Here is a 24,989-nt window from a genome sequence, read left to right on the forward strand (position 1 = left end):
GAGGAGTTTTTATGTCAGTAAAGCATGCCATCTTGATTCTTTTATCCCAATCACCTAGGCATCGATACGATCTAAAAGTGTCCTTCGAATCTATGGTCTATAGACAATGGGAGATCAACGCCGGTCAGATCTATACGACCATCGACCGGCTCGTCAGAGATGGCCTTGTAGATGCGTCTTCTGAAGAAGAGACAGACCTTCGGATCTACCGAATTACGGCTAAGGGTGAGGAGGAAATACAAAAGTGGCTGCTGGAACCTGTGGAGAAGCCACTTTTAAAAGACGATTTTTATTTTAAACTGTTATGTGTGAAACAACTGAGTTCGTTCAACCTGGAGAAGATGGTCAAACAGCAAAAAGAGACGATCATTAAAAACATCTTAGAACTGCAGCTATTAAGGAAGAACATCCCTTTTACAAAAGAGAATGAGACCATACTGTATCTGATAGATGGGAAGATCCTTCACCTTGAAGCGGATATGAAATGGTTAGAAATTATCCCCGATTAAAGGAGAGGTAAACATTATGATGGACTTTATCTTAGAAAATAAATGGCAGTTCTTGATCACCGCAGAAGTTTTCTTTTGGGTTTTCTCATTAACGTTCCTTGTCGTTCGCTATTGGTTCAACCTAAAGAAATTAAGCATCGTCTTCTTTTTCCTTTTTATCATCAACGACCTTTGGATCGCGACGATGGGGTTCATGGATTATCTGAAGACCGGAAACTTTACGAGTTACCAGATCGTCATCTTGATCATCATCGTCTATGCACTGACATATGGTAAGTCTGATTTTAGAAAACTGGATATCTTTATTCAGAAGAAGGTAGCGAAGTGGAAAGGTGAACCAGTTCCGGAGTTGAAAGGACCAGAGAAGCTCTATGGCAAAGACTTAGCTCGACAAGAGAGAAAACATTTTGCCATTCATCTCTCGATCTTCATCCTGGCCCATATTGGTATGTTCTTAGTTTACGGTCTTTCCGATCAGCTCACACAATCTGAGAACATCGAACAGTTGTTGTCTGAGTGGTTCAGCAGCAAAGATGCTCTCTACCCGTTCAACAATGAATCGATGAACAACCTGAGTCGAATCTGGACTCTCGTCTTGATCATCGACGGCGTCACGTCCCTATCCTACACGTTCTTTCCGAAGAACGAAAAAAAGTCAGTCTTTACGAACAATTAGATACAAAGACAAAATGTAACAACTTCGTTCTTTTTTAGAAAAATATAGTTAAGATATCCTATAGCTAACAGAACCCACAGCGCCTCTTAACAAGGCGGACCCATGTGGGTCTTTTTTTCTTCCCCTTTCTTCTCGAAGAATTTCGGCGGAAAAGTCATACACGTTTCTCAGCTTCTTAAAACACTCTCTATGAAATAAACGATATCGAAACAATTCTAAACACCTGATTGAACAAAAACCGAGTATAAAATCATAGATTTTATACTCGGTTTGGTTTGTTATCGGTTCAACTCTATTTATTAATTTCCAATCAATACGCCTAGGAACAGAATTCCGTTAAACAGACCATGAATGATCATAGGAACATAGATCGACCTTGTCTTTTCATATGCAAGAGCGAACAAAATTCCGTTCACGATGTTAACGGGCAGGATGTCGAGTGAGGGTAGGTGAACAAGAGAGAAGATGATGGCATTTAAAAGTATAGCCGGCCATCGATTGAAGTGTTTACGAAAGTTCTCATAAATGAAACCACGGTACACGATCTCTTCATAGAACGGAGAGATCACCGCAGCAGAAAGAAGAGCGACGGTTAACTTATATACGTTCGGATCGGCGACTGCGTTCGACCGCTCGTTCGGCCCAACACCTATAACTTCATACATGATATACAGCAGTAAACCTGCAGATATCAGTGACAGAAGCGTGTAAATCAAGATTAGACGAAGATGCTTCGTAATCTTGATCTCTGGACGAAAACCAAGATCTCTAAACGATAGATTGTTTTTTTGAATACCGAACAAAAAGACAGAAGTCAGTGCTACACATGCTAAAAATAAACCTGTTATCGTGCCTGTGATTACCCCATCAAAACCCAAATCAGTCAAAAGTGGTTCTAACCAGAAATCTACAACGATAAATTTTGCGATAAGATGTATGCTCAATATGAAAACAACATCCCATATTCTCCAGTTTGCTCTGTTCATATATCTCACCCACTTTTATATGTATAACTTTCATTACCTCTTTCACGGTTTCCATAAACTGTTAAGTAAGAACTAATTAATAGTATTCTACTTGATTACTTTTTACCTACAATAATAAAAAGCTAGCGAATTCATAGACGAATCGGCTAGCTTTTACTTATTATTTATACAGTTTATGCCACTTTCTCATTACTCTCTTTTATCTTCTTCTTAAATATCTTTCTCTTCACTCGAATGAGTGTCTCGTACACGATAGGTACAACAATCAGTGTAAGAAGAGTTGAAGAGATCAATCCTCCGATTACCGTTACCCCTAGCCCACGAGAGATCAATCCGCTTCCATCAGACTGCCCACTAATCACAAGCGGCGCAAGAGCACCGATGGTTGCGAGGGCTGTCATGAGAATAGGTCGTAGTCTCGTCATGCCGGCTTCAAGGATCGCTTGTCGTAACGGTGTACCTTCTTTTTCTTTTTGAATGATACGATCAACTAGTACGATAGCGTTCGTTACGACGATTCCAATCAACATCAGAGCTCCAATCATTACGGAGATGCTGATCGGTTCTTTGATCACAAAAAGTCCTAACAGACTGCCGATGATCGCATACGGTAATGAGAACAGGATGGCCAGTGGTGCGAGTCCGCCCCCGAACGTCACGACTAAAACGAAGTATACGATCATGATCGCACTTCCCATCGCGATTCCTAACTGTGTGAAGGAATCATCGATCTGTGCCGACACACCACCGTATTCTACGGTGATCCCATTATCGAAGTTAATCTTTTCCACTTCTTTTTTGATCGCTTCTGTAGTAGCTTTTACATCTTTGTTCGTGATCGTGGCGGATACTACTCCGTACACTCGGCCGTTTCTCTTCGTGATAGAAGCTGGTGCGTTCTCTTCTTTTACAGATAAAAACTCAGACAAAGCGACCTCTTCATTAGTTAGAGTGGTTATTTTTTTATCAAGAACCGTGTTTTTTGTAAGATCGTCCGCTTCTCGTACGAGACGAACCGGCACTGCGTTCCCCTCTACGTCTATAGAGGTAAGGGTATCAAGTGAATCCTTCGCTCCAAGAGTTTGATAGATTTGAAGAGGCTGAACGCCAAACTTAGCCATCTTCTCAAGATCCATCGAGAATCCGAGCTGACTCAATGTATCGGAACTAGTGGAATCTAACCCTTTCAAATCTTTTTGATCATCTAATGTATTTGAGACCTTATCGATCGCTTGATTAACACTTTCTACATCATCACCATAAACGTAGAGTGATAGACTATTGTTTCCTCCAGAACTCTGAATACTCCACTCTCCCGTGTTCGCTTTCTTCAGTAGAGGCGCTAACTTGTCTTGTTCTTTCGTGACATCTGCTAAACCATCCTTATAGTTCATAATGAACAGCACTTGCTTGACGTCTGAAGGATTTAACGGGTTTCCTTCACCGAATGAAGACTGGACATGTTTGATATGTTTGCGGTCTAAAAGAATCGTTTCCGCTTTTTGAACCTCTTTTTTAATCTCTTCATTCGTCGAACCCGGGACTGGGTTGTACGAAGCGATAATCATCTTGTTCTGACTGTCAGGCATGAAACTGACCCCGATGAGCGGTAACAGAAATAGACTACCAATCAACAGGACGTTGATCGCGATAAAACTGATGATCTTATGATTGAGACTCCAGTTTAATGTCTTGTGGTAGAACGAAGGTTTCGTTTCTGGTTCATGTGCTTTAATGTTCTTCTTTCGTAAAAGAAGATGTGCCATCATCGGTACGATGGTAACAGAGACCACCAAAGATGCTAAAAGAGCGAATACGATCGTTAGTCCGAACGGTAAGAATAACTCCCCAACCGGGCCATCGATGAGACCTAACGGAAAGAATACGGCGATGGTAACAATCGTCGATGAGACGATGGGCGAGAACATCTCGTATGTAGCCGCTTTGATCAACTGTTTTCCTTCTAGTACTTCTGATTTTAAGGCCATTCGTCGGAAGATGTTCTCGATGACAACGATCGAGTCATCCACTACACGACCGATCGCGACCGTCATCGCACCTAACGTCATCAAGTTCAATGTGATGTCTAACTGGTTCAAGAAGATGATCGAGATGATGAGTGAGAGCGGGATCGAGACCACCGCGATCAACGTCGTTTTAATGTTTCGTAAGAACAACAAGATGATCAGAATCGCGAACGCGGCACCCATCAATGCTTTTTCGAACATAACATGAACGGAATCTTTGATCGGATCTCCTTCGTTTAACACAGAAGTAAATTCGATACTATCGAACTTATCTGTATTAGATGCCATCTTCTCTTTGATGCCGTCTACCACTTTTACTGTGTTTCCTGCAGCACTTTTATAGATTTGAATCCCGATTGCTTCTTTTCCGTTGATTCTGGCAACGGATTGTTCTTTTGTGACTTCTTTTACTTCAGCCAGTTGCCCTAGCGTCACGAAGCCTTCAGCATTTTCAATCGTGGGAACCTCTAGACTTTTTAAATCGTCGATCGAAGCGACTGCTCCATTCACGACGAAAGCTTGTTCTTTTTGCTCGACCACTTGTAAGCCGAGCGGTGTATCTTTGCTCAATGCTTTTACATATTCTACAACGTTCTCTTCTTGTAGTTTAAACTGACTCAACTTCTCAGGAGAGAACGAGAGTTGTATCTCTTTTTGTTTGTTACCGATGACTTTCGCTTCTGAAACTCCTTCGATGCTCTCAAAATCTCTTTTGATGTCATCTTCTGCGATCTTGCTGAGTTCTTCGATACTTCGTTTGTCATCCGCGAGTGATAAGACGAGGATCGGAAGATCGTTAAAGCTTAATCTTGCCACTTTCGGTTGCTCTGTTGCAGCAGGAAGTTCGATCGTAGAGACGATCTCCTTTACTTCACGCTCTGCCTCTTCCATATCCTTCTTTAGGTCGTATTGAATCTGTACGGATGAAGCGTTCTCAAAGGAAGTAGACGTAACACTCTTTACGCCTTCTAAGCCTTCAACTTTTGTTTCGATCGGTTTCGTTACGTTCTCTGTAACTTCATTCGGTGAAGCACCAGGATAGATCGTTGTAACATCGACCATCGGTTCGTTGATGTTCGGGAGCGTTTCAAGTTTCATCGAGTATCCAGAAAACGTTCCAAACACGATTATAAATAGGGTAACGATCCAAATGGCAAGTTTGTTGTTGATGGAGAAATTGATAAATTTCTGCATAGTTTACTCTCCTCTGACTTTTCTTAGAATTAAACTTACGTTATGGCCACCAAAACCAAACGAGTTGCTCATCGCGTTCTCGATCGGATGAGGAATAGACTCCTCCCTCACGATGTTCAGCTGTAAAGCTTCATCGAGTTCATCACAATTTAACGTACGAGGGATAAAGTTGTTTACCATCGACAGGACAGTGGCGATCACTTCGACCGCACCAGATCCACCAAGCATGTGTCCGGTCATGGACTTGATCGCATTGACGGGTATCTCTTTTCCATATTCCTCGAACACATGATGGATCGCTTTTGCTTCCATCTGATCGTTCAGTTGTGTTCCCGTGCCATGTGCATTGATATAATGGATGTCTCTCGGTAGTAAACCCGCTTCATCTAACGCTTTTTCCATCGCCCGAGCAGCCAGAAGACCTTCTGGATGAGGCGCCGTAATATGATGAGCATCAGTTGTTGCACCGTATCCGATTACTTCAGCTAAGATGTTGGCTCCTCTATCTTTAGCGTGGTTGTATTCTTCCACGACAACCATCCCAGATCCAGCTCCCATGAGGAATCCATCTCTGTTCTTATCAAAAGGACGACTCGCTTTTGTAGGTGTGTCATTTTTTCTCGTCATCGCATGAATGCGTGCGAGTCCTGCTATGTTCAAACTTTGTATACCATCATCTGTTCCGCCTGCTATGAAAACATCCATCGAACCACTCTGTATGGCTCGAACCGCTTCACCTATCGCGTTTGTTCCAGAAGCACAAGCGGTAGAGATCGACCAAGCGGGACCTTTTATCTTTAGTTCTTTTGCGATGCGGATAGGTACGCTGTTGATCATACTAGCTTTAAATTTCTCTGGATTTACGTCTTCCGTAGAGCCGTTTAATAAGGAAAGGTGATTCTCTTGAAAGAACTGATCTCCCCCGTTACTCGATCCTACGATCACACCGGTTCGCCTGATATCGAAAGATCCTTCATCGAGCCCTGCCATCTTCCAGCTCTCTATTGACGCTGTAAGTGCATAATCTGAAAACGAGTCAGCTACTTCTTCTGACTTCGGAATTAGAGAGGAACTGTTATCGATCTCAGCTGCGATCCGCGTAGTGTATCCTTCCGTATTAAAGCGTTCAATTGGTCTTGCCCCACTCTTACCCAAAATCATGTTCTGCCAGAATTCGTCGATGTGTGTACCGATAGGAGTTACGACGCCACATCCGGTAATGACTACCCTGCGTTTCAAAGTGTTGTCCCCTTTCTGTAAAACTACCTCCTCATTTTATTAACAAGGAGTGAGAAAAAAACTAGCAATTACCGCAAAAATGAAGGAATTGGAATAAATCATCACAAAGAACTAAAATAAGACCCTCAAAAAACAAGAGAGTCTTTGTACAGTTTCAAATGACCTATTCTCTTAAGTAAGAGACCGTAATCTCATCTACTTCCACCACTTTTTCTCCTTCTACCATCGCGTACCCTCTTCCTTTAAAGACGGTCGCTCTCTTCTTTATTACTTCAAAGTAAAGATCTAACCGGTCTCCAGGGTAGACCGGTTTTAAAAAGACCGCGTTCTTAACTCCAGAAAGAAGTCCGATATCTGTTTCTTCTTCTGGTAAAACGAACGCACCGAGCTGTCCGATCGCTTCTAGGATAAGGACTTCTGGCATAGTTGGTGCTAATTTTGAGTTCATGAACCACTCATTACGTGTTACATTTTTAAATCCTTTTGCCCACTTCAAGACTTCTCTTTCTGTTACACGATCGACGAGAAGAAACGGGTAGCGGTGAGGAAGCACTTTTTGAATATCAAAGTTATCCATTATCTGTCTCCTAAACTACTTTAATGATTAAACATCCGAAATGCCCCGCGGGATCTATACTGTTAACCAGCCCGATCGCTTCTTTCTTTCCCGTCTCCTTAAGTGATAGAAGGCTTAAGATGACTTGATTGACACCACTCGCTGCAAGCATGTTACCCATCGATTCTTTAAGCGAAAGAACCGCGATATCCTGTTTAAAGATCGATGTGACAACATCCGTTTCTTCCGCTACACCGATCAAGTCGACCATATGTGTTTCAATGTTAGCTTCAGCTAACGCATCAATCACCACTTCTTTAATCTCTGCTTCATCACTCACGGTACTCATGGAAAAGCTGATCACTTCACCTAATGGTTCGGCACCTCTTCGTCTTGCTTCTTTCTCTGTTTCTATCACGACAGCTCCCGCTCCTGGGTTGAGTGGATGGTGTGGGTACTCTGAAATGATAGCTGATTTTTCGTATCCTGTTTCCGTCAGAAGTGAGATATCTCCTTGTGTTCCACCAGCTATAGCGATAGTACAACTACCGTTTTGGATATAGTTCACCGCTTGACCGAGAGCGAGTAGACCGCTTGCCTCTCCTGCCAAGACAGCAGCCGATGGACCTTGAAACCCATTCTTTAAAGCGATCTCAGCGGGTGGTGAATTGATCATCGCTGCAGATGAATAATAGGGACTGATCCGTTTAGGGCCTCGTTCTATCAAGAGTTCGTGATTCTCTTGAAGAAACCGATCCGCTCCGTTTCCTGAAGCACCGATGATGACGCTGATTTCTTCCATCGAACCTTCATAGTTACTTAGTTTCGCTTGTTCGATCGCTTCGTTCGCTGCAACGATCGCATACTGAGAAAAACTATCTAGTCGGTTGATCTCTTTTTTTTCAAAGTGATTGGTAGGGTCATAATGAGAGATGCCTTGATTGATAGAGTTCGTCTTGTCTTGGTATGCGTTATAGACCTCTAGACAGGTATGACCGAGTGGATTGATCATCCCTAGACCCGTTATGACGATTTTATTTACCATGTTTATCCTGACCTTTCTCTAATAGGAAGAAAATAAAAACCCTGTGTGTACAGGGTTCCGTGGATTAGTTCGTCTGACGTTCTTGAGCTTGTTTTTCAATAAAGTTCACGATGTTGTTAACGGTCTTAAAGCTCTCCGTATCGATAGCCCCTAACTCGAGTTCATAGTCTTGTTTCACATGATTGATAAAGAATAATACATCCATCGAATCTAGACCATAAGGAGAGTTAACACCGAATAATGCTGCATCATCATCGATCTCATCCGGCGTGAGTGATAACTTGTACGAACTGATAAACTTCAACTTAATCTTCTCTTTCATCATTTCTTTCATCATAATCCAACCCTTCTATTTTTAATTGTTGATGTATTTTAAACAGAGTGAACCCCAAAGAAAACCTGCACCGATCGCCGAGAAGACGATCGTATCACCCTCATTGATACGTTGTTCTTGTAAGGCTTTATAAAGGACAGAAAAGAGAGTCGCTGATCCTGTATTGGCGTATTCGTGAACCGTAAACGTTGTCTTATCTTCCGGTACCTGAAGTTCGTCTAACGCTGCACGCACGATGTTGACGTTTGCTTGATGAATCAAGAAGTGGTCGATATCTTCAATCGTTAAGTTTGCCTTCTTGACGACGTTACGAATGGATGATGGAATCGCTTCAGTCGCTACGTTCCAAACTTCCCTACCGTTCATCTTAATGTACTGACCGCTCTCGAGCGTCTCTCCCTCAGGAAGTGGCGTCGCCCCACCACCCACGATCTTGACAGCATCATTCAACTTGGAATCCACATCCCATGCTAACAGCCCATACCCTTCACTCGTCTTCTGAAGAACAACAGCTCCAGCCGCGTCACCAAAGAACACCGACGTGCTTCTGTCTGTAGGGTCCATGATCCGTGAGAGGATTTCAGCGCCGATCACAAGAACGTTGTTCATATGTTCGTTCTGAAGTAAGTGTGAGCCGATCAGTATCGAATAGATCCCACCTGCACAGGCAGCCTGATTTAAATCGATCGGCATCGCGCGAGTAGCCCCAAGCACATCTTTTATGATCATCGCCGTTGATGGTAAACATTGATCAGGAGTCGTCGTAGTGATGATGATCGCATCGAGGTCTCCTGGTTGGATACCCGCTTTTGCAATCGCTTCTAGACTTGCTTCGATACATAGATCTGAAGTTGTACGGCCGTCTTCTAAGTACCGTCTTTCTTTTATACCGGTCTTCTCTTGGATCCACTGATCGGTTGTATTAAACTTCTCGCTCAGTTCGTCGTTCGTTACAATCTGACTCGGAACGGCAAAACCCGCTCCTTGAATCGTAACGGGGATCTTCAATCCTGTCGTCTCAACAATACTCGGTCTTACTACCGTTTGTGTCGTCATTGAACAACCTCCTTTACTGGAAAATCTCCATACAATTCGCTTAACGCACTAGGAACATCATTTAGGTGAACCGTTGCTTCGATCACAACCGTCTTTCCTTCATTCAACTTTTTGATACTCTCTGAAAAAACGTTTCTTAGTTGATTCTTCTCAACTAACGGAAGAACAAACAGTTGCTCGTGATCGATAGACACTAAAGAAAGCGAAGAATCTACAAAGCTCGTCTCCTGACTATTGTTCTGAAATTCTAACCAGCCATATCCGCCGTTCTTTAAAACCACATAGAGGATGGGGATCTTTTGCGTGATGAGTGTAGCGAGTTCTACACTGAACAAGTTGAACGCCCCATCTCCCACGAGTGCTATAACAGGGCAATCTGAATGAGCTTTCTTTACGCCTACAGCCGCTCCACACCCAAACCCAAGGCTCGTCTGTTCACTCGGGACGATAGCGTTCTGTTTCTTTCTCAACTTGAAATTCGGATAAAAATAGCTCCACATATCCTGTAGGCCGTTCTCGTGAACGAGTATACTGTTTTCGGCTAAGACCGTTTCCATCTCTTCTAAAATATCGATGACCTTCAGTTCATCGTCTCTTTGCAGAATCTCTTGTTTTTGCTCGTGCAACTTCGTTTTGATGATGCTGACTTTATTCTGTGATGTAACTTTAAACGATGGTTCGATGGTTTCAAGTAATATGTCGAGAGTCGAACCGACTTCACCAACTAGTTTTAAGCTGTCAAAAGATAGGTTAAAATCGTTCTCGTCAATGTTGATCTCGATCATGTTCCTCGATAAAAGATGCTCTTCCCACCCGAACAACACCGTTTCTTCGAGTTTGCTGCCGAGTGAGAGAAAGAGGTCACACTCTTTGATGAGCGTGTCCATCTCACTTGAAGAGTATAAGCCTCCAAGACCACAGAATAAGGGGTGGTCTTCATCTACACACCCTCTTCCAGATGCCGTCACAAAGATCGGTGCGTCGATCAACTCTGCGAGCTGGGTGATCGTCGATCTGTTGGTCGAACGTTTACAACCACCACCAGCTAAAATGACGGGATTTCTTGCGTTTTGAATCAACCGCTGTGCATTATGGATAGCGTTTGATGATGGGACCTTATCTGAAACGTGGAAATGCTTAAAAGAAAAGAGTTCTTCATCAACGAGTTCACTGCCGATGTTTTCAGGAATCTCGATATAGACCGGTCCCTGAGAACCATTTATCGCTGTGAAAATCGCTTTCTTTAAGACCCACCCAACAGATTCAGCGCTCTCTACCCGATGACTCCACTTCGTGAGAGGTGATATCAACTTTAACTGATCGGCTTCTTGAAAGGCTTTCTTGGAACCATAGCGGTTGGTATCTGTAGCGGTAGCGATGATTAAGAGCGGGATACTCTGCGAACTCGCTTCTAAAACACCTGTGATGCTACTCGCTACAGCGGGCCCTTTGCCGATATGACACACAGACAGTCTACCTGTAGCTAACGAATAACCCGTTGCCATGTATAGAGAGTTGCTTTGATCTTTGGCAGAGAAGAATTCCATCTCCTTCTCTTCGATGCACTGTAACAGTTTTAAGTCATCACTCGGTAATCCAAAAACGATCTCTGTTCCATACGCACTGAGACACGATGCTACCTTTTCCCAAACGGTCTGTTTATTCATCCAAAGACTCCTCGCTGTTCCATAACTCACGTAGTACGTTTGAGATCAATAATGGTTTGATGTGCAGCTGATTTTGATAGTACACGTAATTGGCCATCGGGCCGTAGCCACCGAACGGTTCGTTACCGTTCTCGATAGCAAATAGCGTCTCGTTGATACTCACCACATGTTTTCGTCTTAATACATCAACAAGCCCGTTATCATCTGTTCCGTAAACACTAGCCCCCATCGCACGTTCTCGGAAGTAGCTCTCTTGAACAATTTTCTTGAGTTCGTCGACTTCTTCATAGGTTACAACGTTAAAGATGGGTGAGAAGAACTCTTCGATCTCTAAGTTGTCTTGTAGAGAACTCGTGATCACGGTGGGTTCGATGACTTTATTCCAAAAGTCGATCGTACCGCCGTGCTCGATAAACTGACTATGTTGATTCAAATACTCACCGATCGACTCTAGAGTCGAAGTGTAAAACATCTTCCCATAATCTGCGAAGGGATCCTGATTGTCTCCAAACTTCAAGCTTTTAAGAGAATTCACTAAATAATCAGTAAACTCTTTTCGTACGTTTTCGGGTACATACACCACATCAGGCCCCATACAGTCTTGCCCCGTATTGAACATGCGCGCCTGGATGAGATCATGAACAGCTTTCTCAATATCAGCTGTTTCTAAAAGGATGAAGGGATTCACACCTTGTCCAAAATAGATGAACATCTGTTCATTTCTAAACTGAGATTTGATCTGTTCAGCGTTTTGATACGTACCCGTAAACACCACCACTTCGGCCTCTAGTGCAGAACGCTTCATATATTGTCTATGTGATAACTCGAGCAGTGTGATCGGCAGCTCGTGTGCCTGCTTCAAGAGTTCATGAAGTCTTCTCACTTGGTCAATCACTTGGTTGGAACTTCGAAACTCAATCTCTTTCGTATAATAAGAAGGAATGAGTAGATACAAAACATACGAATAAAGAATAAGGTTCGATGGCATAAAAACAGACATCTTGTTGATGGTCGGAGGCTGATTCATCTCCACTTCACTATAGCCCTTCTTGAGCGTTCGGATAGCCGTCTCGAACTCTTCTTCTACTGTTCGGTACGTAGAGATCTCCAGTAAGATATCTTCGATCGCCTTTCGATTGTTCTCCATGTACTCAACCGTTCGTTCGAGGGTTTCTTTTCGTACTTCCATCAAAGAAGTGCGTCTATCCAACACACTTACGTAACCCATAATTCCCTCTCCTTTCCTTTGCTGTAGTGTGTAGCCCATTGTTTAATCTGAATCTGATCGATCTTCCCGTTCGCAAGATACGGAAACTCATCTAACACAATGATTTTATCCGGCCGCAATATGGGGTTTAGTGCCTGGTTGATCATTCTTTTCAGTTGATTCTCTTCTTCTTCAGCAGCTTCGACAAACAATAGAAGAACGGCACCTTTCTTCTCATCTTCTATCGAGATGACTTTACTTTTGATCCCTAAACGATCTTCGATCTCTTTTTCAATACTGGCAGGATAGATCAAATATCCGTTCCGTAGGATCTCTTCACCTAATCGGCCCACGATAAAGAGGTTTCCATGAGCGTCTAAGTAACCTAGGTCGTTCGTCTTGAACCATCCATCATGATAGACCTCGTCGGTCTTTTCCTGATCCTCAAAATAGCATTCCATCACACCAGAAGATTGGACGAGAACTTCTCCTATCTCTAAGATCTCACTCTCTTTACCGTCAGAACGAGCGACTTTAAGTCTCACACCTTCGATCGGCTGCCCGCATCCAAACTCAGGACCCTCAACGTTCAGAGCAACATTCCCCACTTCTGAGAGACCATAGCCATCCAAAAGCGGTTTATCCATCAAGCGTTCGAACTCATCACTCAATTTTTTAGATAGTGGGGCTCCTCCGACACACCACATCCTTACGTTTGACTCTTTGATCACTTGAAGAGACTCTGCGCGCTTGTTCAACAACCGATTGAATACATAATAGGTAGAGGGAATTCCATCAACGACTGTCACTTTTTTATCGATGATCGCTTTCACGATACTTCTGATATCTTTATAGTTACATAGAACAAGATCACACTTTTCTAGCCACCAGATAAAGAGGATAGACAGACCATAAAAATGCGTAAATGGGATCAAAGGCAGAAGAACATCTTCACGGTAGTATCGCATCCTCTTCATCGTTGATTCGATATTAGATACGAAAGACCCACCTGATTTTACGATGCCTTTCGGGTTTCCTGTAGAACCTGAAGTGTAAAGGATCAGTGCATCTTTTAACGTCATCCATCCTTCGATGGAGAGCTCATCCGTTTTCCTAGAAATCCTTTTCTCATGTGTCGGCATCGTGATGTGGATCAAAGCATCAGAAAAAGGAACGAGTCGATCGGTGATCGAACATTTACACTTGGACTCTAACGCGATCCTCGTGACTTCTTCTCCGTTTACCAAACAATCTACTAAAACAATCGAACACTTTATCTCTATCAAAGCAAACACCGTAACCATATAAGAGAACGAGTTCTCCATAGACAATAGGACACGATCTTCTGCCTTTATCCCTCTAGCGGTCAAATAATCGACACAGCTCCATACTTCTTGAAGAAACATTCCATAAGAGTATGTACTGTCTGGTGTAAAAATTTCACGGTTCATCTCTTACTTCACGGCTCCTGACGTAAACACGTTGTCTGGTCCAACGTCGATCGTTTGTATCTGATTTTTAAGCAACTGACTGAAAAGGTTCTTTGGACCGATCACGTATATTTTTTCAAGACCGAGTTGATCGATTCTGCCCTTTACAAGATCCCAACGTACGGGGTTGTCATACCCATCTAGTATGGTCTGTTTGAACTCATCAGGATCTGTGATCAGAGCTCCGTTCACGTCTGATATGAACGTTCCATGGATCGGCTTAAAATCAACTTGCTCAAAAACACTATTCTTGAGTTTTTGGTTCAGTTCTCTTAACTGTTTGCTGTGGATCGGCTGGTTCATCGTGTGAAGAGAAAAACATTTGGGCTTGTGGTTGAGCTCTTCCTTCAATTCATCGATCACAACTTTAGGGCCACACAGACAGACCACTTTTTCAAGATAACCTGCAAGTTCTAAATACTTCCCTCTTTGGGTGAACGACTGGATGAGGTCGTTCGCTTCATGAAGTGATAAGTTATAAACAAAATGAGTCTGGAAATCACCTTCTAGATTGAGATAGAAATCTTTTGATACTTTGCCCGATTCATGAGTGAGCCACATAGCTTCTTCATACGTTAGTGATTTCGTATACACAGCTGCTCCTAACACGCCAAAGCTAGGGCCGATCGCAACGTTAGGTTCGACTCCATACCGATCTTTAAAATGATCGAGTAGAGCGATAGAATTCGCTAAGAACGCACTCTCATACACTTCATAGTCTCTCTCACCCGCTTTTTTAAAAGCATCAATCAGTGAGTACCCGATCACATCACTCGCCTCTTGAAAACGTTTGATCGCAAAAGGACTATGGTGGATGAATTCTTTCACTTCACTGTACGAAGAAGGAGCAAGTCCTGGTAAAAGAATGGCTTCCATCGTTACACCTCCTCTTTAATAACACTATTAAGTTTGTTGTTTATCTCTTCTGCCGTAAGATACGTCTCGACTTCAAACGGGATATCCGTGAACTGTAAAGATTTCGTGATAAAGTTCCCCGGACCGAGTACGACCAACCGTCGCACACCATCGCTCCAGAGACGCTGTAGACAGCGATACCACTGGACACTTCTTGTATACTGTCCGACGATCTCGTTCATGACCTCTTCTTTTGTCAGAAGGAGATTTCCGTCAACGTTACTAACGAGTGGATGATCAGGATCACGAAAGATAGCTTTTGGCATGAACTGTTCATGAAAACGGTCCACAACGTTCTGTAATAATGAACAGTGTCCTGGTGGTCCGAAAGGAATCGTTACCCCGAGTCCCCCTTGAGGAACGACGAGCTGGTTCAACTTTTCAAGACTCTTAACGTCACCGTTGATGATCATCTGGTTATGATTGGCGTACATACAAGGTTCAAGATACCCACCCTGCTGCCTGACCTCTTGCATAGCCAGTTCTAACTTTTCGACATCGATGTTATAAAAGAAGTAAACGCTATACCCTTTGTTCGCTTCATCTTGTTCTTCTAGTTCCACCATGCTCTTCACCATTTGGATCGTAGTCCTGAAGTCGAGAGAACCACTGCAATGGATAGCAGTCATTTGACCGAGACTCGGTCCAAGATAGTAGGAGATCTCTCCTAACTCACTTCTTAACATCTCAAAGAGCGCCGTACTCAATGTCACGATACTTGGCCTTGCTACTAGACCTCGATTTATTTCACTCTCGTCATCTGAGAAAAAATGTTTGACCAGATCGAGTGATAAGATGTCACTCGCTTCTTGAAACTTTCTTTGAACATGAGGGTACTGTTGATAGAGATCATAGAAGCTTTTCTCTTTGATCGCCATCAACGGTGGGAATAGAACCGCTGTTTTCATCACTACCACTCTTTCTTTACATTAATCCGCCGTCAACGACTAGCGTTTGGCCGGTAATATACTTTGATTTAGAAGATGCTAAGAAGGATACGGCTTCTGCGATATCATTCACTTCACCGAGGTGCCCCATCGCGATCTTCTTGTGGAACGCGTTCATCTGGTCTTCCGGGATACGGTCTACCATGCCGGTGTTCTCGATGTAACCTGGCGCCACAGCGTTTACTCGTACTTGAAAACGAGCATATTCTTTCGCTAATGATCGAGTGAGTCCGATGACACCCGCTTTACTCGCACTATAAGCACTTAGTCTCTCCATCCCAACGAGTCCTGCTAAAGAGGCGATGTTGATGATAGATCCCTTCTGCGCCGTCAGCATATGCAAGGAAACCGCATGAATACAGTTGATCGTGCCCATGATGTTCGTTTGGATGATCTCTTCCCATTTGTCGAGTGGGTTACTCGGGATCAAAGCGCCACCGTAACTGACACCAGCATTATTCACGAGAACATCGATCTTCTTATACCTCTTGATGATTCGTCCGACTGCTTCTTCGATCGCTCCACTGTCGTTAACATCCATCTTTTCATAGGAGACGTTGTGGTTCCCCGTTTCTTCTCTGATCTCACGAACGATTCTTTCGATCTCTTCGATTGAACTTCGGTATCCTAAGACGACACTCGCGCCAAGAGAAGCAAAATGAGATGCCATTCCTTTTCCTATACTCTTATTGGCCCCTGTGATGACAACGACTTCATCATTCCACTTCATGAAGTTCACCTTTTGTCACGAGGTCAGGAAACGTGTTCTTCAGCCAATAGCCGTTCATGTACTCATAGAGTTCTTCACGAATCTTTTGTTTCTCCTCACGAGGAATACTGTCTTCTGGCATGTTCTGTTCATCTTGGTAATACTCATCTCTTAATATGGAAGAGACGATCGCATCATGGTACTCACCGTCTAAGAAGAAATAATCCCGTAGGATCCCTTCGATGACGACTTTGTTCTTGAGTAGGAATCGGACAGATCTTAAGTTATGTAACCCGTTGATGAACTGGACTTTATGCGCGTTCTTGAAATGGAAAAGGTAGTCCATGATCAAGATCGATGCTTCTGCTCCATAACCGGAATCCCAAAGATCCGGATCACCGATTACTCCACCTAAAAGATAACTTCCTTCATACTTTTGAGGCTGCCATGATACGAACCCGATCTTCTTATCTTCGTGTGTGAGGACCATCGCATAGCGGGTATTGCCATGCTTGATATCCTGTTTGACCTCTTCTGTAGTCGCAAAGTCTTGGGACCCTCTCGCTAGTGCACTGGTCTTAGACGGTACGACCCATTGTGAGAACAACGCATAATCTTCTTCTTCAAGTGGTCTTAGTTTCACAAAATTACCTTTCATGTATATCTCCTTTCTTTGTTTGAGCGTAAAACTTTGCATGTTCATCATAAGAAAAGAGAAGGGCTAAAACACCCGTAAATCACGCAATCCATACTAAAAAAATGAGCCCCCGTGAAGGGACTCATTTTAACGTTTTATAATATAGATTGAATCGCAGGGGTGGATCCTGAAAACTTACAGATAAGATTCGCTTTTGTGATTTTCACAGCGAGTCCGACGCGGGACTTTACTCTTAATTTCTGCATACTCGCAGCGATATGATATTCCACTGTCCGTTTGCTGAGATACAGAGTATCGGCGATCTGCTGGTTGGTTTTATCGTTGATTAGTTCTTCGACCACTTTTAGTTCCATCTCGGTTAACACAGAGATGAGGTCGATATCTTGATGAACATGAGAATCAAGATTGATCTCAGGCATGATATCGTTTCTATACTCTTCAGATATATAAAATCCACCGTTCTGAATGACCAGTATTGCCTTTAAGAGCTCGTGGATGTTATCTCGATTGATGACGGCTTGCGTATTTTTGACATAGGAGAGAAGATGTTTCTCTCCCTTCCCTACGAGTAAGATCTTCTTGCACTCTCCAAAATTGGTATGAATGAGATCACCTTTTGCAAGGTTCATAATGACTAGGTCAAAAGAATTGGTAAAAACGGAATCTGAAAGAGATGATGAATGATTCAAATAATGGCAATGATATCCTCTTTTTGACAATAATTCGATCAACGAATGTGTATTCTTCCTATCTTTACTAAAGTCTACAAATAGTACTTTATTCCCCATTAAATATCACCTCATACGTTGACACGTTTTCTTAGTGGTGTCCGATGATCGGGTCATCAACCGGTCCATTTACTATTACTATAGCCTTATCTACCACCGGGTTACCGAATAGTAAGGTTAAAAGCATTGCTGCGTATACGAATTTTTTTAGTCTTTTCATCCTATCTTTTCCTCCTTTGAAAGTATCTAGTATCATTATCAAATAAATATATGTTAAGTTATATATGCATTTACGCAGGTTTCTTACATAATTGTCATTTTTAGGAGGATAAATGAAACATATAGGTCAAAAAATTGAATGGATTCGTAAAAAGAACGGTTATTCTAGGCAATTTGTAGCTGAGAACATTTGTGACGAATCTACCCTCTATCGGATAGAAAAATCCACTCAGTTGCCACGACTTGATGTCCTACAAAATATTTGCCAAAAATTAAATGTTTCTGTAGATTTTGTCCTGACACCCGAAGAAGACTCCTCTGCGATCTACGTCTCAAAGATCAAAAAACTCTGCCGCGAAAGTTTATACCAACAAGACTTTAACTCCTTGCAATACGTGATCGAAGAAGCTGAAAACTATATAAGAAAGAACAGCCATCAGTTAGATAAAAGTTTTATCCGTTTCATCGAGTGGCAGAAGGCGATTCTCTCTCATAAGATCGAGAAGTATCCTAAAAAAGCAGAGAGATCCTTACGAAAACTTCTAAACCATAAAGTGATCACAGAACTAGATATCAATATCGCAAACTCTCTGGCTATCATTCTCATCGAAACGAAAGAATATGATGAAGCCGCCGTATTCTTATCAAAGGGTCTGGCTGCTTGGGAAACATTATTATCAGTAGAAGATAAGTCTCTGTACCCTCGAGTGGCGTATAACATGGCGTATATCCACTATCTAAAAAAGCAATACGACGCGTGTATCGATCTGGCATACCGGCTACAATACTATCTATTAAGTAATCATCTGTTCTACTCAAAAGGAGAACTCTACCATCTGTTGGGGATTGTTTATGAAGTACAAAAAGATTATGAGAATGCCTATAAATATTTCACAGACGCGATTTCTGTCTTCTCTTTAGAAGGAAAGGAACTCTTTTTACTTCGTACTATGAGAGCGCTGGCTGAGGTTTGTTACTTAAAAGGAGACCGTGCTGAAGGAGATAAACTCGTTGCAGATTCTATAAGACGAATTGAAAGAATTGAAGATAAAGAGTTGGCAGAAACCTTATTAAAAAAGATAAAGCATACTGAGGAACAGTATGCTAAAAGATAAATCTATTTCGTTATTAGAGAGCGGGTCATGATTTCTTTAACGGACTCTACCGTTTTAAAGATGTCCTCGTCTGTAATATGACGATGAACGACTGCACGCAATCGGCCGTAACCCATCTCTGAGAATACGATTCCCTTCTCACTTGTCACATTCAGGAACTCTTGCCACGAGTAGAGGTTCGGATCAACTTTAAACATGATGATATTAGACTCGATAACTTCAGGTTCTAGTGTAATCCCTTTGATAGAAGATATTCCCATTGCAAGATCACGTGCACGAGCGTGATCTTCACTTAATCTATGAATCATCGTTTCTAATGCTATGAGTGCGGGAGCTGCGATGATCCCAACTTGCCGCATACCCCCACCTAGCATCTTACGAAGGGTACGAACTTTTTTAATATGTTCATGACTTCCAGCTACGATCGATCCAACAGGAGCGGATAATCCTTTTGATAAACAGAACTGGATGGAATCTGCATACTTCGTAATCTCCTTCACATCAACACCAGAAGCAACCGCAGCATTAAAAATCCTCGCTCCATCCATATGGATCGGAACATTTTTTTCTCTGCTGAACTCATAAACCTCTCTTAAGTAAGAATCCGATAGCACTCTACCCCCACAGCGATTATGCGTGTTCTCTAAACAGATGAGTGCGGGTAGGGCGAACTGAGGGTCCTCGACATCAACAGGAAAAGCTTTCTCTAGATCACCGATCGCTAATTCTCCGTTTGTTTGAGTAGGTATCGGTTCATACATGATTCCACCACAGACGGATGCCCCTCCCGCTTCGTAGATATAAATATCTGATTCGTTACCAACAAGTACTTTTGAGCCTCTTGGGCAATGGGCCATGATAGAAGCCAAGTTCGCCATCGTTCCGCTCGGCATGAAACAAGCAGCCTCCATGTTCATCATAAAAGCGGCTTTTTCTTCAAGTACGTTCACGGTTGTGTCTTGTCCATAAACATCATCGCCGAGGTGCGCGTTCTGTATCGATCTCATCATCTCGTCAGTGGGGAGTGTCACGGTATCGCTTAAATAGTTCATTGTAGAGCACCTTCTTCCTCTTTTATTGTGACGATCTCAGTTTGCCTTAGTATACTTCTCAGCGTATCGCTGTTTGTATGTGTAGCGATGATATGCCCTAACCTTCCGTAAGCATTCGTCGCCTTCTCGACAAACTGACCGTCTTCTACGTTTATCTTCACGTCTTTGATCTCTTCTTGTTGCTGAATTGGACTAACTTCTACGCTACCCGAAGTCAGGGGAACAAAGAAGCGAATCCCCGCAAAACAAGAAGCAAACTTCCTGATTTCTGGTGGTTGTCCGATCGCGATCTTTATCTGTTGTGTGAGTAGATCGGTACCCGTTGCATAACGGATGAGTTCAGGTATCATACCACCCGCTAACCTTCCGTTCATCTCTACAACAAACATCTTATGATCTTTCAATTTGATCTCTAGATGAACCGGGCCATTTCTCCATCCCATCGTGTTTAGAACTTCGAGTGCTCCTTTCTTTATAATTCCTCTCATCTCGTAAGAGAGGTCAGGAGCGGGAAAAACGTGTCCCATCTCTACAAAATAAGGACCTTCCCCAACCGTCTTCTCTGTGATACCGATCAACTGATGATCGCCTTCAAAAGAGAACATCTCGACACTATACTCTTGTCCACCCACGAATTCTTCGATCAGTACGAGTCTTTTCGCGGGCTGATTCCTCGTGTTCCTCTCGATCTGTAATTGACTCAACACGAACTTCTCAACCGCTTCGTATGTTTCACACTTGACCACTCGATTCGAACCGCTATCATCGACTGGTTTAACGATACAGGGGAAAGAGAGAAGCTCTTTTTTCTCTCTTAACTGATTCAAAGAATCCACCGTTAAAAACCAAGGTTTATAGAGGTGTGTCGCATCTTTCAACCAGCTCCTCACAGAAGCTTTGTTTCGGACCGCCTCTACAGCGATCGCCGGGTTCCCAGGCAGATCGAACCTCTCTGCTAATAGGGAGACCGTGTGGATATAAAACTCACTCGTCGTCGTGATCCCTGCGATCTGTTCTTGCGACACGTTCGTTTTTATAGAGTGATGAAGCGTATCGATATCGTTCGTGTCACAGACGATGACCTGACAATCTGAAGGAAAATCCTTGTAACGGGACGGGTCATTCGTGATAAAGAGGGGCTCGACGTTTAACGACCTTGCTTTTTGGATCGCAAGCATCCCAGTTCCTGTCGTATTGGACTCAATAAACAATAACTTTTTCATGTAAGCACTTCCCGTTTTCAAAAAATATGTACGACCACTGATCCGTATCTTGAATATGCTCAATTTTTCTAGGGATATCATTAAGAGCAAAAGGGTTGATCTCTTTGTTCTTCAGATACATCTCGTCATAGATCGTCGTGTAATAGCGGTCCCCACGGTCCGGGAAGATACAAGCGATCTTCGTGTTAGGATCGACCGTACGACTTATCCACTTGGCTACGGCATACACACTTCCAGAACTGTTTCCGGCAAAGATCTTCTCATATCGTGCGAGTTCAAGAGTCCATGAGAATGCTTCTTCATCGTTTAACCAGTGAACTTCATCGATGACTGAATAGTTCACGTTCTTCGGCTGAAGGCTGTTTCCGAGTCCGCCTTGCAAACGACCTGGTCGATCGTTTTGATGAAAGATAGAACTTCCAGCAGCGTCCACCGCGATGATCTTCACGTTCGGATTGTACTTCTTTAGTCTCTCTGCGGTTCCACAGAGTGATCCTCCGCTACCAACACCAGCGATCAAGATATCTACGTGACCCATTTCAGCGATTAGATCATCTGCAAGTTCATGATAAGATCTTGGATTTTCGATATTTTCATATTGTTTCGGCCAGAACGCATCCGGGTAGCGTGATAGAAGACCATCTAGATAATCAAGCCTCGCCTGCTGCCAGCCGCCACTCGGTCCCATCTCATCCACGATATGTACATGGACACCGAGTGATTTCATCTTCGTATACGTTAACTGATCGATCCTCGGATCTGTTACGATATGAACGTCGTGTCCGAGGTAGGTTCCAACGAGCGCGATCCCCATCGCAAGAGTGCCAGAAGAACTCTCAACGATCGGTGCACCTTCTTTGAGTTCTCCTGTACGTTTTGCTTCTAAGATGACTTGTTTGGCTACTCGGTCCTTCATGCCGAACGGATTATGCATTTCAAGTTTGGCGTAGATAGAAGCATGTTCTATGGTTTCTCGTCTCAGTTGAACGAGCGGGGTCTTTCCGATTAGTTCGATCATCGATAGAGCCATTTATGCCATTACCTCCGTCTCTCTCGTGATAGAGTGAAAAGATTGTACGGGATACCCAAGTCCCTTCAATCTGTTCGTTCCTTCACTTAATTTTTTTTGATATTGGGGGTCTCGATCATGAAGAAGCATACCGATATAAGTCCCACTATGTGCGGTCACTACACCGATGCCACCGATTTCCTGACAGATTGTGATCAAATTTTCCAAGTGCTTTTTCGGTCTTAACTTTTGGTTCAAGATAGCGCTCCTCGTACAGATCTTTCCGATCCACTCGAGGTCGTTTGATTTAAAAGCGCTACACATTTGAGATAGAAGTGATTCGTATTCTTGTTTATCACTCTTTGTAAAAGGTTTAGCGGTTCGGTTGAACTGGACGGTATCCACCTCGCCGCCCTCATCGATCCCAAGGATGGTAAACGACGGACAGTCTCCTAACGCTTCTTTTAGTCGCAGTTCTTTATGATAATAGACCACGACCCCGGCATGCATGATGCCATCAGAGGGTTCGATCTCTCTGATAAAGTCTTCTAAGAGGATGACCGGAATCGAAAAGTCATAATAATCCTCGATCGCCCTTGCCGTAGCTACCATATCAGCGGTCGAACTTGCGAGCCCTTTTCCTTGCTGAAGTTCACTGTTGAGTAACAGATGTCCCCCTAATGGCAGTTCATAGAACTCTAGGATTCGTTTAGCTAGCTGCAAAGACTTTACTTTCCCCTCTGGCATGATAGAGAGTGTTTCTCCGTCGATCGGAACGAAGGTACAGGTTGAATACATCTCGATCGGGAATGTGACTAGGAAGTTTTGTTCGTTCGGCAGGACTCCCTGCAGAAGTTCCCCGAACGTGCCACATGATCTTCCATACCCTTGTCTTTTTGCAGACAGAGGTAAAAGCTCTTTTATTTTCATACCATCTGTCCCTTCTCGTGTATCCATTCATCCAATCCTTTGATCCCTGATTGAATCTCGTTATATTTTTCTACAAATCGCTTTTGAAGAATTTGAAGTTCACATTCCTGAATGAAGATGATCTGTTGTACAGCATCAGGATGAGTCGAGCCCTTTGAAATTTTCTTCGTAAGCCCCAGCTTCGCGTCAAAGGTACTCAGAAGCTCTTTCTGGCTCAACTTGTTCTCATATCCGTATTGCTCACAAATGTCCTGAAGAAGTTGAACAGACACTTCTTTTGGATGGAGACCTTGTTTTAACGTTTCGGTAATAAATTTCCCCGCGATCACCTGTGACTTCCGATAAGGGATCTCGTTTGTTATCGTGAGTTGGTTCGCGAGTGTGAACCCACCAAAGAAATCTTCCTGACAACGATCTTCGAGGATATCCTTATGAAACTCCATCTGTTCAAAGATCAAAAACAACAGATCGAGAAAATAATCGGCTTCATTTAAGAGATGAGGAACATTTTTCCCTGCTTCTTTTGAGACCTCAACCAGATTGCTGTACGAAGTACTTCTTTGTCCTAGTAAGATGTCCACATAATAACTGCTAAAATGGCTGGTCTTGCCTCGTGCTCTCTCTAAGATGGGGTAATTTCGTTTTTGAGGCATCGATGATGAGATTCCAGAGAGTTCATCGGGAAAGTGGATGAACTGGTATTCACTGCTTCCCCAGTTGATCAAGTCTGTAAGAAAACGGCTCATATTATTTCCAAAAAAGGAAAGGTTCTCAGCCAGTTCAAGCGTCCAATCTCTTGAAGCAACACCGACCAGCGCGTGGCCCACATATGATGTGAAGCCTAACTGTTTTGCCATCACGTCACAATCAAACGGAAGTTCTTGCCCAGACATCGCTCCAGATCCGAGCGGGGATCGTTCGTTCATCTTATAGAGCGTGTCGATCATCTTTTTGAGTGTGACGATCAGGTGTTCACTAATCGCAGTAAGATAGAAAGAGACCGAGATGACCTGTGCGGATTGATAATGGGTATATCCAGGCATCAAGGTATCTCGATATTCGTCCGCTCTTGATAGAACGAGATGACTGAGCCCTATCATCTTCTCGATGAGCGAAAGCCACTTTTCTCTTCCGAACATGAGCTGGGCACAAGCTTGGAAATCGTTACGACTTCTGTCTAAATGCCAACGTGTGACCGTCTTGTTCATCTGTTGATCGATGAACTTCTCAAGAGTGAGCGCGATGTCTGTTAAGTTCTCTTTGGACTTGCTATGAAGCTCTTCTCGATCGACCGCCGATATCGCATAATACAGTTCGCTCGCTTCATCTTGTGTGATAAGATCCATCTTTTTGTAAGCATGTATGAGTGCTTTTTCGATCGATACATAATGATGTAGATAGTTTTTCAGTTCAAAGTCGAACTGTGGATACAGAATCGTCTCGGTATAGCGTTCATGTGGAGGGCTCGTGACCCTCCCTGTTACTTGACTTGTCATTT

24 protein-coding genes are annotated in these 24,989 nt (G+C 43.1%); 3 read left to right on the forward strand and 21 right to left on the reverse strand.

All coding sequences use genetic code 11. The annotated features are described in order from the left end of the window. Window positions 1-11 precede the first annotated feature (11 nt). Both H9648_RS03125 and H9648_RS03130 read left to right on the forward strand, forming a co-directional pair. Window positions 12-509: a PadR family transcriptional regulator gene (locus H9648_RS03125; protein WP_066395067.1), complete on the forward strand. Its 498-nt coding sequence runs from the start codon at window positions 12-14 to the stop codon at window positions 507-509. A gap of 16 nt (window positions 510-525) precedes the next feature. Continuing rightward, on the forward strand, window positions 526-1,185 hold the full coding sequence (locus H9648_RS03130) for a hypothetical protein (protein WP_225218690.1): 660 nt from the start codon (window positions 526-528) through the stop codon (window positions 1,183-1,185). 299 nt (window positions 1,186-1,484) lie between these two features. Here H9648_RS03130 and H9648_RS03135 read toward each other — a convergent pair whose 3' ends face one another. The 16 genes from H9648_RS03135 to H9648_RS20835 all read right to left on the reverse strand — a co-directional run bounded on the left by H9648_RS03135 (window position 1,485) and on the right by H9648_RS20835 (window position 18,163). After that, on the reverse strand, window positions 1,485-2,171 hold the full coding sequence (locus tag H9648_RS03135; protein WP_191752372.1) for a CPBP family intramembrane glutamic endopeptidase: 687 nt from the start codon (window positions 2,169-2,171) through the stop codon (window positions 1,485-1,487). 173 nt (window positions 2,172-2,344) lie between these two features. Next, a complete protein-coding gene (locus H9648_RS03140) occupies window positions 2,345-5,392 on the reverse strand; it encodes an efflux RND transporter permease subunit (RefSeq protein WP_191752374.1) in 3,048 nt (1,015 codons plus the stop codon). A 3-nt stretch (window positions 5,393-5,395) separates the two neighbouring features. After that, window positions 5,396-6,631, reverse strand: a complete 1,236-nt coding sequence (locus H9648_RS03145) for a beta-ketoacyl-[acyl-carrier-protein] synthase family protein (RefSeq protein ID WP_191752376.1) — start codon at window positions 6,629-6,631, stop codon at window positions 5,396-5,398. 163 nt (window positions 6,632-6,794) lie between these two features. After that, window positions 6,795-7,208: a hotdog family protein gene (locus H9648_RS03150; RefSeq protein WP_191752378.1), complete on the reverse strand. Its 414-nt coding sequence runs from the start codon at window positions 7,206-7,208 to the stop codon at window positions 6,795-6,797. Window positions 7,209-7,218: 10 nt separating this feature from the next. Next, window positions 7,219-8,232: a beta-ketoacyl synthase N-terminal-like domain-containing protein gene (locus tag H9648_RS03155; RefSeq protein ID WP_191752380.1), complete on the reverse strand. Its 1,014-nt coding sequence runs from the start codon at window positions 8,230-8,232 to the stop codon at window positions 7,219-7,221. A gap of 64 nt (window positions 8,233-8,296) precedes the next feature. Beyond that, complete coding sequence (locus H9648_RS03160; protein WP_225218691.1) at window positions 8,297-8,569, reverse strand: acyl carrier protein; 273 nt, start codon at window positions 8,567-8,569, stop codon at window positions 8,297-8,299. Window positions 8,570-8,587: 18 nt separating this feature from the next. Beyond that, window positions 8,588-9,622 carry a 3-oxoacyl-ACP synthase III family protein gene (locus H9648_RS03165; protein WP_191752382.1) on the reverse strand — a complete coding sequence of 345 codons (1,035 nt, stop codon included), beginning with the start codon at window positions 9,620-9,622 and terminating at the stop codon, window positions 8,588-8,590. Then, window positions 9,619-11,289: a thiamine pyrophosphate-binding protein gene (locus H9648_RS03170; RefSeq protein WP_191752384.1), complete on the reverse strand. Its 1,671-nt coding sequence runs from the start codon at window positions 11,287-11,289 to the stop codon at window positions 9,619-9,621. Before H9648_RS03170 ends, H9648_RS03165 begins: the two co-directional genes overlap by 4 nt. Beyond that, window positions 11,282-12,517 (reverse strand): aldehyde dehydrogenase family protein, encoded by a 1,236-nt coding sequence (locus H9648_RS03175; protein WP_191752386.1) that lies wholly within the window; start codon window positions 12,515-12,517, stop codon window positions 11,282-11,284. Before H9648_RS03175 ends, H9648_RS03170 begins: the two co-directional genes overlap by 8 nt. Further along, on the reverse strand, window positions 12,505-13,947 hold the full coding sequence (locus H9648_RS03180; RefSeq protein WP_191752388.1) for a class I adenylate-forming enzyme family protein: 1,443 nt from the start codon (window positions 13,945-13,947) through the stop codon (window positions 12,505-12,507). The genes H9648_RS03175 and H9648_RS03180 overlap by 13 nt, the downstream gene beginning before the upstream one ends. A 3-nt stretch (window positions 13,948-13,950) precedes the next feature. Beyond that, the gene (locus H9648_RS03185) at window positions 13,951-14,862 is read right to left on the reverse strand and encodes a hypothetical protein (RefSeq protein WP_191752390.1); all 912 of its coding nucleotides are present in this window, start codon (window positions 14,860-14,862) and stop codon (window positions 13,951-13,953) included. Window positions 14,863-14,864: 2 nt separating this feature from the next. Further along, entirely contained in the window at window positions 14,865-15,809 is a 945-nt protein-coding gene (locus tag H9648_RS03190) for an ACP S-malonyltransferase (RefSeq protein ID WP_191752392.1), read from the reverse strand. Between the two features lie 16 nt (window positions 15,810-15,825). Further along, window positions 15,826-16,578: an SDR family NAD(P)-dependent oxidoreductase gene (locus tag H9648_RS03195; protein WP_191752394.1), complete on the reverse strand. Its 753-nt coding sequence runs from the start codon at window positions 16,576-16,578 to the stop codon at window positions 15,826-15,828. Then, on the reverse strand, window positions 16,565-17,215 hold the full coding sequence (locus tag H9648_RS03200; RefSeq protein WP_191752396.1) for a GNAT family N-acetyltransferase: 651 nt from the start codon (window positions 17,213-17,215) through the stop codon (window positions 16,565-16,567). The genes H9648_RS03195 and H9648_RS03200 overlap by 14 nt, the downstream gene beginning before the upstream one ends. A gap of 134 nt (window positions 17,216-17,349) precedes the next feature. Beyond that, complete coding sequence (locus H9648_RS03205; RefSeq protein ID WP_191752397.1) at window positions 17,350-18,003, reverse strand: LuxR C-terminal-related transcriptional regulator; 654 nt, start codon at window positions 18,001-18,003, stop codon at window positions 17,350-17,352. Between the two features lie 31 nt (window positions 18,004-18,034). Further along, on the reverse strand, window positions 18,035-18,163 hold the full coding sequence (locus H9648_RS20835; RefSeq protein ID WP_255547200.1) for a hypothetical protein: 129 nt from the start codon (window positions 18,161-18,163) through the stop codon (window positions 18,035-18,037). Window positions 18,164-18,275: 112 nt separating this feature from the next. Between H9648_RS20835 and H9648_RS03210 the strand changes: the two genes are divergently transcribed. Then, entirely contained in the window at window positions 18,276-19,277 is a 1,002-nt protein-coding gene (locus tag H9648_RS03210) for a tetratricopeptide repeat protein (protein ID WP_191752399.1), read from the forward strand. A 2-nt stretch (window positions 19,278-19,279) separates the two neighbouring features. On the opposite strand, the gene H9648_RS03215 is transcribed toward H9648_RS03210, so the two are convergent. The 5 genes from H9648_RS03215 to H9648_RS03235 are packed head-to-tail and all read right to left on the reverse strand — an operon-like array spanning window position 19,280 to window position 24,987. After that, the gene (locus H9648_RS03215; protein WP_191752401.1) at window positions 19,280-20,329 is read right to left on the reverse strand and encodes a GntG family PLP-dependent aldolase; all 1,050 of its coding nucleotides are present in this window, start codon (window positions 20,327-20,329) and stop codon (window positions 19,280-19,282) included. Then, a complete protein-coding gene (locus H9648_RS03220) occupies window positions 20,326-21,552 on the reverse strand; it encodes an ATP-grasp domain-containing protein (RefSeq protein ID WP_191752403.1) in 1,227 nt (408 codons plus the stop codon). Before H9648_RS03220 ends, H9648_RS03215 begins: the two co-directional genes overlap by 4 nt. Then, window positions 21,530-22,582 (reverse strand): cysteine synthase family protein, encoded by a 1,053-nt coding sequence (locus H9648_RS03225; RefSeq protein ID WP_191752405.1) that lies wholly within the window; start codon window positions 22,580-22,582, stop codon window positions 21,530-21,532. Before H9648_RS03225 ends, H9648_RS03220 begins: the two co-directional genes overlap by 23 nt. Beyond that, window positions 22,583-23,518 (reverse strand): GHMP family kinase ATP-binding protein, encoded by a 936-nt coding sequence (locus H9648_RS03230; RefSeq protein WP_225218692.1) that lies wholly within the window; start codon window positions 23,516-23,518, stop codon window positions 22,583-22,585. Further along, a complete protein-coding gene (locus H9648_RS03235; protein WP_191752407.1) occupies window positions 23,488-24,987 on the reverse strand; it encodes a lyase family protein in 1,500 nt (499 codons plus the stop codon). The genes H9648_RS03230 and H9648_RS03235 overlap by 31 nt, the downstream gene beginning before the upstream one ends. Between the last annotated feature and the right edge of the window lie 2 nt (window positions 24,988-24,989).

Source organism: Fictibacillus norfolkensis (genome assembly GCF_014836645.1).
Lineage (GTDB): Bacteria > Bacillota > Bacilli > Bacillales > Fictibacillaceae > Fictibacillus > Fictibacillus norfolkensis.